Annotated in this window: 13 protein-coding genes; 8 read left to right on the top strand and 5 right to left on the bottom strand. The window is 41.1% G+C overall.

Annotated elements, in window-relative coordinates; all coding sequences use genetic code 11:
* Positions 1-23: 23 nt before the first annotated feature.
* The 4 genes from ACN0T8_RS03985 to metN form a co-directional block, all read right to left on the bottom strand.
* Positions 24-1,151 carry a fatty acid desaturase gene (locus tag ACN0T8_RS03985; protein WP_417879346.1) on the bottom strand — a complete coding sequence of 376 codons (1,128 nt, stop codon included), beginning with the start codon at positions 1,149-1,151 and terminating at the stop codon, positions 24-26.
* A gap of 197 nt (positions 1,152-1,348) precedes the next feature.
* The gene (metQ, locus tag ACN0T8_RS03980; protein WP_417879345.1) at positions 1,349-2,146 is read right to left on the bottom strand and encodes a methionine ABC transporter substrate-binding lipoprotein MetQ; all 798 of its coding nucleotides are present in this window, start codon (positions 2,144-2,146) and stop codon (positions 1,349-1,351) included.
* A gap of 204 nt (positions 2,147-2,350) precedes the next feature.
* Positions 2,351-3,034, bottom strand: coding sequence for a methionine ABC transporter permease (locus ACN0T8_RS03975; protein ID WP_417879343.1), 684 nt, complete (start codon positions 3,032-3,034; stop codon positions 2,351-2,353).
* Positions 3,024-4,058 (bottom strand): methionine ABC transporter ATP-binding protein MetN, encoded by a 1,035-nt coding sequence (gene metN, locus ACN0T8_RS03970; protein WP_417879342.1) that lies wholly within the window; start codon positions 4,056-4,058, stop codon positions 3,024-3,026. Before metN ends, ACN0T8_RS03975 begins: the two co-directional genes overlap by 11 nt.
* Positions 4,059-4,333: 275 nt before the next feature.
* On the opposite strand from metN, the gene gmhB reads away from it, so the two are divergent.
* The 7 genes from gmhB to ACN0T8_RS03935 all read left to right on the top strand — a co-directional run bounded on the left by gmhB (position 4,334) and on the right by ACN0T8_RS03935 (position 11,547).
* A complete protein-coding gene (gene gmhB, locus ACN0T8_RS03965; RefSeq protein WP_417879341.1) occupies positions 4,334-4,891 on the top strand; it encodes a D-glycero-beta-D-manno-heptose 1,7-bisphosphate 7-phosphatase in 558 nt (185 codons plus the stop codon).
* Positions 4,892-4,933: 42 nt separating this feature from the next.
* Positions 4,934-5,962, top strand: a complete 1,029-nt coding sequence (locus ACN0T8_RS03960; protein WP_417879340.1) for an ABC transporter permease subunit — start codon at positions 4,934-4,936, stop codon at positions 5,960-5,962.
* Between the two features lies 1 nt (position 5,963).
* Positions 5,964-7,016, top strand: a complete 1,053-nt coding sequence (locus ACN0T8_RS03955) for an ABC transporter permease (RefSeq protein ID WP_417879339.1) — start codon at positions 5,964-5,966, stop codon at positions 7,014-7,016.
* Between the two features lie 67 nt (positions 7,017-7,083).
* Complete coding sequence (locus ACN0T8_RS03950; RefSeq protein WP_417879338.1) at positions 7,084-8,931, top strand: extracellular solute-binding protein; 1,848 nt, start codon at positions 7,084-7,086, stop codon at positions 8,929-8,931.
* Positions 8,932-9,113: 182 nt separating this feature from the next.
* A complete protein-coding gene (locus ACN0T8_RS03945; RefSeq protein ID WP_417879337.1) occupies positions 9,114-10,142 on the top strand; it encodes an ABC transporter ATP-binding protein in 1,029 nt (342 codons plus the stop codon).
* Positions 10,139-11,134, top strand: a complete 996-nt coding sequence (locus tag ACN0T8_RS03940) for an ABC transporter ATP-binding protein (RefSeq protein ID WP_417879336.1) — start codon at positions 10,139-10,141, stop codon at positions 11,132-11,134. The genes ACN0T8_RS03945 and ACN0T8_RS03940 overlap by 4 nt, the downstream gene beginning before the upstream one ends.
* A 14-nt stretch (positions 11,135-11,148) precedes the next feature.
* A complete protein-coding gene (locus ACN0T8_RS03935) occupies positions 11,149-11,547 on the top strand; it encodes an MliC family protein (RefSeq protein WP_417879335.1) in 399 nt (132 codons plus the stop codon).
* Between the two features lie 75 nt (positions 11,548-11,622).
* On the opposite strand, the gene ACN0T8_RS03930 is transcribed toward ACN0T8_RS03935, so the two are convergent.
* Positions 11,623-12,225, bottom strand: a complete 603-nt coding sequence (locus ACN0T8_RS03930; protein WP_417879499.1) for a YitT family protein — start codon at positions 12,223-12,225, stop codon at positions 11,623-11,625.
* A gap of 389 nt (positions 12,226-12,614) precedes the next feature.
* Between ACN0T8_RS03930 and glyA the strand changes: the two genes are divergently transcribed.
* On the top strand, positions 12,615-13,865 hold the full coding sequence (gene glyA / locus ACN0T8_RS03925; protein ID WP_417879334.1) for a serine hydroxymethyltransferase: 1,251 nt from the start codon (positions 12,615-12,617) through the stop codon (positions 13,863-13,865).
* Positions 13,866-14,204 lie beyond the last annotated feature (339 nt).

Below are 14,204 nucleotides of genomic sequence, written 5' to 3'. Positions count from 1 at the left end.
GTGATTGGTGTTAATTGGAAAGCTTATGCGTATTGCTTCATTAACATCAGCCACTGTAATTGTTGCTGTTTAAAGTGTTGCTTCATTTGTTGATAGCGCAGCTTTAAAACCGCATGTTCATATTGCTCCATCATCTTTTGTTTCTTGCCATGCATCAGCAGTTTCTTCAAGTCGTAATACTCGGTCATTTGAGCAATTAGAGCATCGTATTCTTTGTGCATTTTCTCAATAACGTCATGTTGGTTCGGCAAATGGCGAATCTTCTGTTTAGTATCATTGAGCAATTGTAATGCTTTGGCTTTTTCGATTTTATCGGCCGGTGTAATACGCAGACTTTCGGTTAATTTTAACCATGAGCAGGTTTTGATTAGCCATTTTGTTGGATCGTATTGCCACCAGTGGATGCCATTTCGGTAGTCATTTTCAAAGATATGATGGAAATTGTGGTAACCCTCACCAAAGGTTAGTACCGCTAACACACTGTTATCACGAGCAGTATTTTTATTGGTATAAGGTTGGCTTCCCCAGATATGCGCTAGAGAATTAATAAAGAAAGTCGTGTGGTGGTTTAACACTAAACGAACTGCACCCACCATTAAAAGCATACCGATAATATCTTGGTAAATAATGCCTAATAAAAGTGGAACCCCTAAGTTCATTAACAGAGCAAGAGGGATATAGTATTTATGTTGCCACATGACGATCTTTTCTTTTTGTAGATCTCGGCAATTGGAGTAATCCGAATAAACTTCTGCACTTTGGTAGTGGCGCAGCATCCAACCAATATGAGAAAACCAAAAGCCACGCTTAGCGGAGTAGGGATCTTTGTCGTTATTATCAACGTGGCGGTGATGAACACGGTGATCTGAAGACCAATGAAGCGCGCTATTTTGCAGAGCAAACGCCCCACCTAAAGCAAAAATAAACCGTAAAGACCAATGAGCTTGATAGGTTCGATGCGACCACAAGCGGTGATAGCCTGCTGTGATGCATAGATTACAAAAGCTAAAAGTGACTAGGAGCCATACCCAATGTGCCACGGTAATGTCATTGATAATAAAGTAAATTGGCGCAACAACTACCGCAAGCAACATACTGCTAGCGAAGATGAAGGCATTTAACCAAATGAAAGGAGGATTTTGTGTTTTCATAAATGACCAAGTTTCAGGCTACAAGCGTACGCTAGAATATCTAGCTTACAGGTGTAAGTCTAGTGGCGTGTGTGATCAATATTACCTAAATCTCATGAATAATTTGTTTCAATCCATTTCCTTTACAGCAAAATCGAGATACAAAAAAGGGCAGCTAATTTAGCTACCCTTAATACCTAAGTGACTTTAATGCTGGATTACCAGCCTTTAACAACGCTGCCGTTAAACAGTTTCATTGCTTCTTGGTAAACTTCGTCTGTTTGGTATGCTTTCACAAAGTTCTTCACATTTTCGCTATCGGCATTATCTTTACGCGCAACGATTAGGTTTACATATGGAGATTCTTTATCTTCCACAAATACACCATGTTCTTCAGTCGTTAAACCATTTTGAGCCGCGAACGTGTTGTTGATGATCGCGATTGCTACGTCTTGTAATGAGTTTGGTAGCTGTGGGGCTTCTAGTTCAACAAAATCTAATCTCTTTGGGTTCTCTACGATATCCAGAGGCGTTGCTTCAAGGCCTGCATTTGCAGCGAGTTTTATTAAACCTTTCTCTTGTAGAAGCAATAATGCACGACCTTCGTTAGTTGGATCGTTTGGAATCGCGATGCTATCGCCTTTTTTCAGCTCATCAAGTGATTTGATTTTTTTCGAGTAACCAGCAATTGGGTAGACGAAGGTATTGCCAACTGGCTTAATTTCGTAACCACGATCTTTAATTTGCTTATCAAGGTATGGCAAATGTTGGAATGCGTTTAGGTCAATTGAACCATCATTTAAAGCGGCGTTAGGAATGATGTAATCCGAGAATATAGTGAGTTTCACATCAAGGTTGTATTTTTCTTTGGCAACTTTTGCTGCGACTTCTGCAACTTGTGCTTCTGGACCAGCAATTACCCCTACATTGATGGTGTTATCGGCTGCATTAGCAGCGCCCGTTAAAAGTAGTGAAGTAGCAACCGCAGCTGCGCTAAATAGGCTTTTCAATTTCATATACTAATCTCCATGTATAAAAATGCATTCTTTATGACTATATCCTTCGTACTTGAAGCTGCAGCTTTATTGACGCCGTTGATCCCCTCAAACTTTTAATTAAAAAAGTCATAGGCGAGCTATGCTCATGAGGTCTCATTCACTTGCTGTCTCACTGCAACTCCAATTACTTTGGATATGATGAGTCTGGTCTATTTGTTATAATTAACGATGATCCACTCGGCTGGCGATTCGATCACCGACCATTTGAATAATTTGTACCACTACTACTAGTAACACCACAGTAATGAACATTATGTCCGGCTGATAGCGTTGATAACCATAACGCATCGCCACATCACCTAGGCCACCACCGCCAACGGTTCCCGCCATGGCTGAATAGCTCACTAAGGTCACTAGGGTGATAGTAATGGTGTTAACAATAGAAGGTAAAGCTTCTGGTAACAATACCTTACGGATAATTTGTATTGGACTTGCACCCATAGATTGTGCCGCTTCAATCAGGCCGCTTGGCACTTCAACCAATGCACTTTCCACTAAACGAGCAATAAAAGGAATAGCGCCCACGGTGAGAGGAACAATTGCGGCAGTGGTTCCAATAAACTTACCAATTAAAAAGGTCGTAAATGGAATGATGGCAACCATTAACACTAAGAAAGGTACGGAACGACCAATATTGACGACGGCACCAAGTATCATGTTTACGGTACGGTTTTCAATTAAGCCGCCTTTTTTCGTGATATGTAGAATCACGCCCATTGGAATACCAATGATAAAGCCGATTAAACCAGCAACACCGACCATGTACAGAGTTTCCCAGGTCGCGCCCCAAATTAGGCGGAAAGTGCGATGATCGTAATACCAATCCATGATTTGATCATAAAACATAGCCAAGCACCTCGACTTTAATATTGTGGTCTTTTAGGAAGTTAATGGATTGATCAACAAGTTCTTTTTCACCAAACAGTTCTGCAACCATTAAGCCAAAACGAACCCCGCCAGCGTAATCAATATCGGAGTTTAAAATACTGACATCGACATTAAACTTGCGAGATAATTGACTGATCACTGGAGCATCAATAGTTGAGCCAGTAAATTCAAGACGTACTAGAGGAATTGAGCCCTCCTGTTGAGTCGCTTGCAGGCGATCTTTGTAATCTTCAGGAATCGATAAATCTAAGGTTGAGCGAATAAACTCTTGCGCTAGCTCTGTCTTAGGGTGAGCAAAAATATCACTTACCAGACCTTGTTCAACCAGGCGGCCACCACCTATGATGGCCACTTTGTCACAAATATTTTTCACCACATCCATTTCATGGGTAATGATCAAAATTGTCAGATTAAGTTGCTGATTAATGGTTTTCAGTAATTCTAAAATAGACTTGGTGGTTGCTGGATCAAGCGCACTCGTCGCTTCATCACACAATAAAACTTTAGGTTTTGATGCTAATGCACGGGCAATGGCAACACGTTGTTTTTGACCGCCACTTAAATTAGCAGGGTAGGTATCACGTTTGTCCGCAAGGCCGACTAAATCTAATAGCTCAGTCACACGTAGCTCAATTTCAGTGGTCGGCGTTTGCGCTAATTCTAAAGGTAGCGCCACATTATCAAAAACCGTGCGAGAAGATAATAAGTTAAAATGTTGGAAAATCATGCCGATATTACGGCGAGCTTGGCCTAATTCTTTAGAAGAAAGTTTAGTGAGGTCTAAGTCATCGACCAAAACAGAACCAGACGTCGGGGCTTCAAGCATGTTAACGCAACGAATAAGAGTGCTTTTCCCAGCACCTGATGAGCCGATCACACCAAAGATTTCCCCTTGAGGAATATGAAGATTGATGTCTACCAGTGCAGGGATTTCCTTGCTGCCTTGATAGAACACTTTGTTGACTTGATTAATTTCAATCATTTAACAACCTGACTTAGTAATATATTCCACTTTCAATAAATCCAAATTTTAGTGAAAACGTACATTGTGACTGAGATTTAGTAGACGATGCTATGGTTTTCACTACCTCAAGTCAATAGATATTTTTACGTCTAGACGTCTAAAGTGTTTAATTTGGACTATTCTTATTAATCTAATGAAGAGCAAAGCAAAGCGTGCAATAATTATTAATTAATATTTTATTGAATACTTTTGTTTTCTATCTGCAAAAGCAGCCTTAAAGAGAGTGTGTTATTTTGTCTAAACCTGCCGTTTTTATCGATCGTGATGGCGTCATTAATGTCGACCATGGTTATGTAAGTAAAGTGGATGATTTTGAATACATCGACGGTGTGTTTGAGGCAACCAAAGCGCTGAAAGATTTAGGCTACCAATTAGTTCTTGTGACCAATCAATCTGGTATTGCTCGTGGCTATTATTCTGAAAAAGAATTTTTGACGCTAACCGAATGGATGGATTGGAATTTCGTTGACCAAGGCGTGGAATTTGATGGTTTGTATTATTGCCCGCATCATCCTGAAGGCTCGGTAGAAAAATACGCTCAAGCGTGTGATTGCCGTAAGCCCGCACCTGGTATGTTTATTTCGGCTCAAGAAGAACTCGATATTGATATGTCACGTTCAGTAATGATTGGTGATAAAGCGGATGATATGAAAGCTGCCATTGCGGCCGGTGTGAAAACCAAAATTTTAGTGCGTAGCGGCAAGGCTGTCACCGATGAAGCGCAGACACTCGCCGATGTTGTGTTAGATAGTATTAAGTATGTGCCTAAGTATTTGGCAGAAAATATATAAGTGATCTTACAAAGATAATTAATTGATGACAGGCTGGATTGGATGCTAGCGTATATTTTTAGAAGACTCTTACTCGTCATTCCTACCTTTATTGGCATTACTTTGCTGATTTTCACCTTAACTCGCTTTGTGCCCGGTGGGCCGGTTGAGCGCATGTTGCTTAGCTTACAGATGCAGCAAGGCGAGGTCGCGACATCCAGTAGCGTGACTCATGGTGGTAACAATGCATTGTCCGATGATCAAATAGCGGAACTCAATGAATTTTATGGCCTAGATAAGCCTATTCCTCAAGCTTATTGGTTATGGCTGAAAAAGTTGGTTCAGTTCGATTTAGGTGAATCTACACGCTATTACGAACCTGTCACCGATATGATTGCCGAACGTCTACCGATTTCATTATTTTATGGTGGAATGACGTTTTTAATTAGCTACCTTATTTCTATTCCTCTTGGTTACATGAAAGCACTGCGCCATGGCAGTGTGATTGATGCCTCTAGTTCTATTTTTATTTTTGTCGGTTTTGCGCTACCCGGTTATGTGATCGGGGTACTGTTGCTCAGTTTATTTAGCTTTCATTTGGAATGGTTTCCGATGGGCGGTTTTGTTAGCGATGACTTTGACTATTTCACTCTGCCTGAGCAAATTAAAGATGTGCTTTGGCATGCGGTGTTGCCGCTGTTTTGTTATTTGATTGGTGATTTTGCCTTGTTGACCATGACCATGAAAAATAACTTAATGGAAAACTTAGCGGCCGATTATGTTCGAACGGCGATTGCGAAAGGCTTGCCATTTAAGCTAGCAGTCAGACGTCACGCACTACGTAATAGTTTAATTCCGGTAGCCAGCTCATTTGGTAATTCTCTGATGTTCTTTATGACCGGATCGTTTTTGATTGAAGTCATTTTCAATATTAACGGCATAGGTTTATTAGGTTATGAATCGATTATGGAGCGAGACTACCCTGTGGTAATGGGGTTATTTGCCATTAATGCGTTGATGTTGTTGATTGGCAATATTTTGTCGGATATCTGCGTGGCCTTGGTTGATCCTCGTATTAAGTTTGGAGCCTAATATGAGTTTAGCCTTTATTTCAACCCCATTAACTCAAAAGAAAATTAAACGCTTTAAAGCGATCAAACGTGGTTATTGGTCACTGATGATCCTAACGTTTTTATTTGTGCTTGCGTTATTAGCGGAGCTGTTGGTTAATAGTCGAGCCATTGTGGTGAAGTATCAAGACCAATGGTATTTCCCAACTTACGCTGATGTGATTTCAGGTAGTACTTTCGACCTTGGTTATCAGGCTGAAACCAATTATCGCCAACTGCAAAAACTGATAAGCGACAAAGATCCGCAAGGCTTGGTGATTATGCCGCTGGTGCCTTGGAATCCTTATGAACAAGATTTTGATAGCGACTTTCCTCCCGCAGCGCCAAGCATGGCAAGCAAACACTATTTAGGAACCGATACTATAGGACGGGATATTCTCGCTCGCCTGTTATATGGTTTTAGAATTGCCATGGGCTTTGCGCTGTTAACTATGGCGGTTTCGTATGCGATTGGCGTCACCGTTGGTTGTGTGATGGGATTTTTGGGCGGTAAGTTTGACCTTTTGTTTCAGCGGTTTATCGAGATTTGGTCCATGGTGCCGTTTTTGTATGTGATTATGATCTTAGTCTCCATTATGCAACCCAGCTTTATGCTATTTACCTTTATCAATGTATTGTTTGGTTGGATGGGCATGACTTGGTACATGCGAACCATGACGTATAAAGAAAAGGCGCGGGAATATACGCTGGCTGCGAAAGCATTAGGTGCCTCAAATTGGCGAATTTTATTTCATCATATTTTGCCCAATACTATGGTGATGATAGTCACGTTGGCACCTTTTACCATCGTCGCTAATATCACAGCATTAACCGCATTAGATTACTTAGGGCTAGGCTTGATGCCTCCGACACCGAGTTGGGGGGAATTGTTGCAGCAAGGTAAGTCTAATCTCGATGCACCTTGGATTGCGATTTCTGTGGTGACGGCAATTGTATCCGTATTGATTATGGTGACATTTATTGGTGAAGCCATTCGTGAAGCCTTTGATCCTAAACGCTTTACTAAGTATGTGTAAAATATAATATCCCCAAAGTATTTCTGAATCTTGAAGTTACCTGGGTATAAATGTTTAAGGAAAAACAATGATAATACCGACTAAATTACGCTTATTATGGTTGTGTGGAGTATCATTAACTGTGGCGTTTTCCAGTAGTTTCGCTCATGCTGCTCAATTGCCCGATAACTTAGATTGGCAGACCAATCATAACGATCCTATTTTTGCCTCACCTGAAGCTAAATTTGGTGGTATTTATCACACTTACATAGCGAGTTTTCCGCAAACTTTCCGCACCGTCGGCCCTGATGCTAATGGTGGTTTTGCCTCTTGGACTCGTTCTACGATGGCGCTGCTAGATAGGCATCCTAATACTGATAATTGGCTACCATCGATTGCCACTTCTTGGGCATTTTCAGATGATCATAAAACGGTCTATTTCAAGCTTGATCCAAAAGCGAAATGGAGTGATGGAAAGCCGGTTACTGCCAAAGACTTCATTTTTATTCTGCAAATGATGCGCTCTAAAGACATCGTCGCGCCTTGGTACAACGACTTTTACACCAAGGAAGTCAGTAATGTGATTGCCTATGATGATCACACTATCGCAGTGGTTTCCGGTAAACCAAGAAATCCCGATGAGTTGATGGATTATGTCAACCTGTCACCGATTCCTGCCCATTTTTATGCGAACCCTCGTAAAGATGAAAATGGCGATGGCATTGCGGATGATTTTGTTCGTCGTTATAACTTCAAGCCTGCGCCAACCGTAGGCCCGTATTACATTGATGATATTGATAAAGGCAAAGCGGTTAGTTTTAAGCATGTGAAAGACTGGTGGGGCTACAGCAATAAGTACTATCAACATCGTTTTAACGTTGAAAAAATCAGTATCAAAGTGATTCGAGACCCGGATATTGCATTTAAGTATTTTGAAAAAGGGCAGCTAGATTCATTTGCTTTGGTGCGTCCTACTCTTTGGCATGATAAAGCAGTAGGCGAAAACTACGATAAAGGCTATATCCATAAAGCGTGGGCATTTAATCAAGCGCCAGTTGGGGCGGGAGGTATTTGGTTGAATACCGCGATGCCAATGTTAGATGATATTAATGTACGTCAAGGCTTAATGCATGCGATGGATTATGACGGCATGTTGGATAAAATTCTGCGTAATGATTATGTGCGTAAAAATAACCCAATGGGCAGCGGGCATGGCGAGTATGACCAATCGGATATTAACGCGCCTAAATTTGATCCTAAATTAGCGGCTTCGTTCTTTGAAAAAGCCGGCTTTACTCAAATTGGCCCAGATGGTATCCGCCAAAATGATAAAGGTCAGCGACTGAGCTTTGCTGTGACCTACGCCACGCCAGCACATACTCCACGCATTGCGTATTTACGTGAGCAGGCCAAATTGGCCGGTTTGGACTTAACGCTTAATCTGATCGATGGTTCCAGCATGTTTAAGTATGTGCTTGAGAAAAAACATCAATTGTCATTTCATGATATGTCAGCCTCACGTATTCCGGTGTACTGGCAGTATTTCTCCTCTGAATTTGCCAATAAACCGCAAAACAACAACTTCACTAACTACAGCTCACCTGAACTGGATAAGTTAATTGAGTCTTATCGTAATGAATTTGATTTAACCAATAAGCATCAACTATCTCGTCAAATACAACAGAAAATCGATGAGGCTAAAGTGGTGATCCCGGGCTACAGCGTTCCTTATGCGCGTGAGGGATATTGGCGTTGGATGAAGTTACCAAAAGAAATGGCGACTAAACAAACCGAGGCGTTATTTTATCCTTCAGGTTTTGTTGGCAGTTTAGGTACTTTCTGGATCGATCAAGACGCAAAAAAAGAAACCAAAGACGCGATGGATTCAGGTAAAGCGTTTGAGCAAGTGACGATTGTTGATGAGAAATATAGATAGATAAGAGAGCGCTGGGCTTCTAGTCGCAAACCCTAGATAACCGAAGGTGTTTTCGTAACTCGAATCTCGGGCGTTTCACTTCTCGTTTATCGATACGTTGCTTGGATATTATCTTTTTTTAGTAACGACTAGCGAAGCGGCCGAGCGACGAGAACCGAACAAAGTTTAATCATGGATGCCAAATGACACTAAAGCCAGTTTTAACCATTACCGATTTATGCACTGAATTTGAAACCGATAATGGTCAAGTTCGTGTGCTTGATGGCGTGACTTTCCATGTGCCAAAAGGAAAAACCATCGGCCTAGTCGGAGAGTCTGGTTGCGGTAAAAGTGTTACGGCAATGTCGATAATGGGGTTACTACCAAAACCTTTTGGTCAAATAGTCTCGGGAAGTATTGAATACGCTCATCAAGACAAGGTTGATGACTTAGCGAAACTTCCTGCTGAACAAATGTATCAAATGCGTGGCAATGCCATTTCAATGATATTTCAAGATCCTATGACGGCGCTGAATCCCGTTCATACCATTGGTAAGCAATTGATGGAAGTCTATCAATTACATCAACCTACATTAAAGAAAAAACAGCGTTATCAATTGTCACTCGAAATGCTAGAAAAAGTCGGTATTCCTTCACCAAAACAGCGCATGTTGGAATTTCCGCATCAATTATCAGGCGGGATGCGTCAGCGTGTAATGATTGCGATTGCCTTAGCGTGTAAACCAGACGTGTTGATTTGTGATGAACCGACTACGGCGCTCGATGTGACGGTACAGGCGCAAATTTTAGATTTGATGAAGTCCCTGCAACAAGAAACCGGTATGTCGATTATCTTCATCACCCATGACTTGGGCGTGGTTGCCGAAATTTGCGACCAAGTGGTGGTGATGTATGCCGGGAAAGTGGTTGAACAAGCGGATGTGTTTGAATTGTTCGATTACCCAAGTCATCCATACACGCAAGGCTTATTAGTTTCTATGCCGAATAGTCTGTCGATTCCAAAAGCTATTTTGCCAACTATTGAAGGCTCGGTGCCCAATCTTAATAACATGCCAGAGGGGTGTCGTTTTGCCTCACGTTGTCCTTATCAACAAGAGAAATGCTTGCAGCAAGATCCTGTTTTAGAAATGAAAAATGCTGAACACCAAATTAGCTGCCACTTCTGGTCTGATTTACGCATTAAAGATAAGCGTCAGGAGTCAGTAATATGAGTGAATTAATTAGGATTAAAAATCTTAAGCAATACTTTCATTCAGGAAAAGGCTTGCTGAAAAAAGGCCATACCGTTTATGCGGTTGATGATGTTTCTCTAGTGGTTAATAAGGGAGAAACCTTGGGCATCGTGGGGGAATCAGGTTGCGGAAAAAGCACCCTAGGCCGAAGTTTGTTGCGTTTATATGAGCCGACTAGCGGACAAATTTTATTTGAAGGTCAAGATATTTGTCAGCTTGATAACAAAGCAATGCGCTCTTTACGCCAAGAAATGCAGATGGTGTTTCAAGATCCTACGGAATCATTAAACCCTCGTCATACTGTAGGGATGATTTTGCAAGAACCATTCTTGATTCATAAGTTGGGTAGTGAAGCAGAAAGAAAACAATGGGTATCAGAATTACTAGTAAAAGTCGGCTTAATGCCAGATGCGGCAGAGCGTTACCCTCATGAGTTTTCTGGTGGGCAGAAACAAAGGATTGGTATTGCACGCGCGATTGCATTAAAGCCGAAACTAGTAGTGTGCGATGAGTCAGTGTCTGCATTAGATGTTTCAGTTCAAGCGCAAATACTCAATTTGCTGCTTGAGCTACAAAAAGAAATGGAGCTGACGTTAATTTTTATCGCTCATGATTTATCGGTAATTCGTCATATATCCGATAAAATTGCTGTGATGTACCTAGGCCAAATTGTCGAGTATGGCGAGGCGCAAAAGGTTTATCAGTATCCGAAACATCCCTATACTCAGTCTTTGTTATCCGCGATTCCAATTACTCACCCTAAATACAGAAATGCCAAACTTAGATTGGAAGAGCAAGGTATTGGTGAGCGAATGTTATTAAAAGGGGATATTCCATCACCGATCGATAGGCCTCAAGGTTGTCGCTTTGCTTCACGTTGTCCTAAAGTCATGCCAGAATGCCAGCAACAACCTATCTTGATGGAAGATGAAGATTCACATCACTCTGTTTCGTGCTTTTTATATAATTAATTGGATGGTGATTTATGATATGCGGTAAGTCGTTTTTATTTGCAGTGCTTTCAATTGCATTACTGTCAGGTTGTACCACGGTTGAAGAGCAACCAAGTTCAGATAATATCGCGACAACCACTTTAGTGGATGGGGTTAAGGTAACGAGTGTTGTTTATAAATGTCGAACTGACCAGTCAGAAAGTGAGTTGCAAGGTAAGTTTGAAAAGCCTTTCTTAGTTGAATTCTTCGGTCAAGAACAAGTCATGTTGGTTGAACGTTCGGGGTCTTATTTACTGATAAATGTGAAGTCAGCATCAGGAAGCAAATATGTCTCAGTTGATGGCATGCAAACGTTTTGGGAAAAAGGTGACGAAGCTACCATTACTTTAAATAATGAAACCTTCACGGATTGCTTTAAAGTTAAAGAATAAAAATGATGAAACTAAAAAAGGGTCGTTGAACCCTTGTTGTCATTATGATTTAGGTCGTTTTTGGTTTAGATTCATTTATTGTTGGTATCTAACAGTATAACGAGTTGGCTTATGGTTCATTGCTAATGTGATGTTTAATACCATCGCGCCGAGTACGGAAAGGGCAATAGTCCAACTAGATACAAAAAACAGTGATGCAATCACAATACTGCAATCGAGCAACATTTGAGTTTTACCAACAGAAATTCCGGTTTTATCTTGGATTAATAAACACATGACATTAAAGCCACCTAAGCTTGAACGATGACGAAATAAGATCAGCATGCCAATACCAATTAATAAGCCACCGGCTACCGAACTAAAAATCTCATTGATCTTGCTTAAAACGATAACATTATGTAGTTGATCGGCAAAAATAGCGACTAATGCGCCACAGATTAGACTATTAACCGCAAAGGCTTTGCCAAAGCGTAGCCAAGCTAAAGCATAAAAGGGTAGGTTAATAAAAAAATATAGGGTGCCAAAGGATAAAGTGGAAAGCTGGCTCAGTAATAGCGCCAATCCTGTTGTGCCACCAGTGATGAGTTGTGCTGAGGATAGGAAATACACCCCTAATGCTACTAAAAAACTGCCGACTAATAGTGCAATCCCATCTTCTCGTTTTGTGTGTTTTTCCATCATTGAAATAGTTTTTTTGTCCATAATTAACAAAATAGTAATGAATGAAGTGTAATTATGGTAGTTATGGGGGAAAATTAAGGTTAAGGGATTGTATTTGAATGTTTACGAAAATGTAAACTCATTATGAGCACTGTACACTATGAAAGGAAAATGATGGAAATCTGTTCACCATTACTTTTCTTCAACCTAAATGTTAAGCTTTTGCATACAGAAAGTTGAGATTGCTACTTTCTGATATGGAGCAAATTAGGTAGAATACTACCCATCAAAAACAGCAACGAAAACGTTTGCTTTGTGTCGTTGACTGTATTTTTACGAAACTTACCGTTTTTATGGACCTTTCGGGTTTTTTAGGACTTTCAGATAATCTGAACCAGGAGATACAAATGCTTAAGCGTGATATGAACATTGCGGATTACGATGCGGATCTTTTTACCGCAATTCAGGAAGAAACTCTTCGTCAAGAAGAGCACATTGAGCTTATCGCTTCAGAAAACTACACTAGCCCACGTGTAATGGAAGCCCAAGGTTCTCAGCTAACCAATAAATACGCAGAAGGTTACCCAGGTAAGCGTTATTACGGTGGTTGTGAGTACGTTGATAAAGTAGAAACTCTTGCTATTGAACGTGCTTGTGAATTATTCGGCGCAGAATATGCAAACGTACAGCCTCACTCTGGTTCTCAAGCGAATAACGCCGTTTATATGGCACTACTAAATGCTGGCGATACCGTATTAGGTATGAGCCTAGCACACGGTGGCCACTTAACGCACGGTTCTCCAGTAAACTTCTCTGGCAAGCTTTATAACATCATTCCTTATGGTATTGATGAAGCGGGCCAAATCAACTACGAAGAAATGGAAGCGTTAGCGGTTGAGCACAAGCCTAAGATGATCATCGGTGGTTTCTCAGCCTACTCTCAAGTATGTGATTGGGCACGTATGCGTGAAATTGCAGACAAAGTTGGTGCTTACTTATTCGTTGATATGGCGCACGTTGCAGGTTTGATTGCTGCTGGTGTTTATCCGAATCCAGTACCTCATGCTCACGTAGTGACGACAACTACTCATAAAACGCTTGCTGGCCCACGTGGTGGTTTAATTCTTTCTAATGAAGGTGAAGAGCTTTATAAGAAACTAAACTCAGCGGTATTCCCTGGTGGTCAAGGTGGTCCTCTAATGCACGTAATCGCAGCAAAAGCGGTTGCTTTTAAAGAAGCACTGGAGCCTGAGTTTAAAGAATACCAAGCGCGCGTTGTTGCGAATGCTAAAGCGATGGTTGCTGAGTTTATCGCTCGCGGTTACAACATCGTTTCTGGTTCAACAGAAAACCATTTATTCCTTGTTGATCTAATCGACAAAGACATTACTGGTAAAGAAGCCGATGCGGCTCTAGGTTCAGCTAATATCACGGTAAACAAAAACTCAGTACCAAACGATCCACGTAGCCCATTTGTGACTTCTGGTATCCGTGTTGGTTCTCCATCAATCACTCGTCGTGGCTTTACAGAAGAAGACGCGAAGAATCTAGCTGGCTGGATGTGTGACATTCTAGATAACATGGGTGATGAGTCTGTGATTGAAGCAACGAAAGCAAAAGTATTAGAAATCTGTAAACGTAAACCAGTTTACGCATAATATTTCTTCATAAAAAAGAGCGATTTCTGCGTCAGAGGTACTCATTTACTAGCGTAAACTCCGTGCCTCTTTCTTGAACTAGCTCTTTTTATTTTGAAATATATTTAGTGGTAAAACAGTTTATAGCGGCGTCAGGTAAGAGCCGAACATCGTGACTCGAATCTAGAGCGCTTCGCTGCTCGAAAAAGATAAAAACCCAGTCAGACATGGCTGGGTTTTGTTTTTTAAAAGAATAATATAGCTTTATTGTCTCTAGTTCCTAGTTCCTAGTTCCTATACCGGTCATCCTTGAGGAGCCTAAGCGATATCGAGGATCTACATTCAATGCGTGCTAAATAA

The organism is Vibrio sp. (assembly GCF_048266485.1).
Lineage (GTDB): Bacteria > Pseudomonadota > Gammaproteobacteria > Enterobacterales > Vibrionaceae > Vibrio.
The sequence above is the reverse complement of the archived record's forward strand: the minus strand, read 5'-3'. Positions and strand labels throughout refer to the sequence as shown.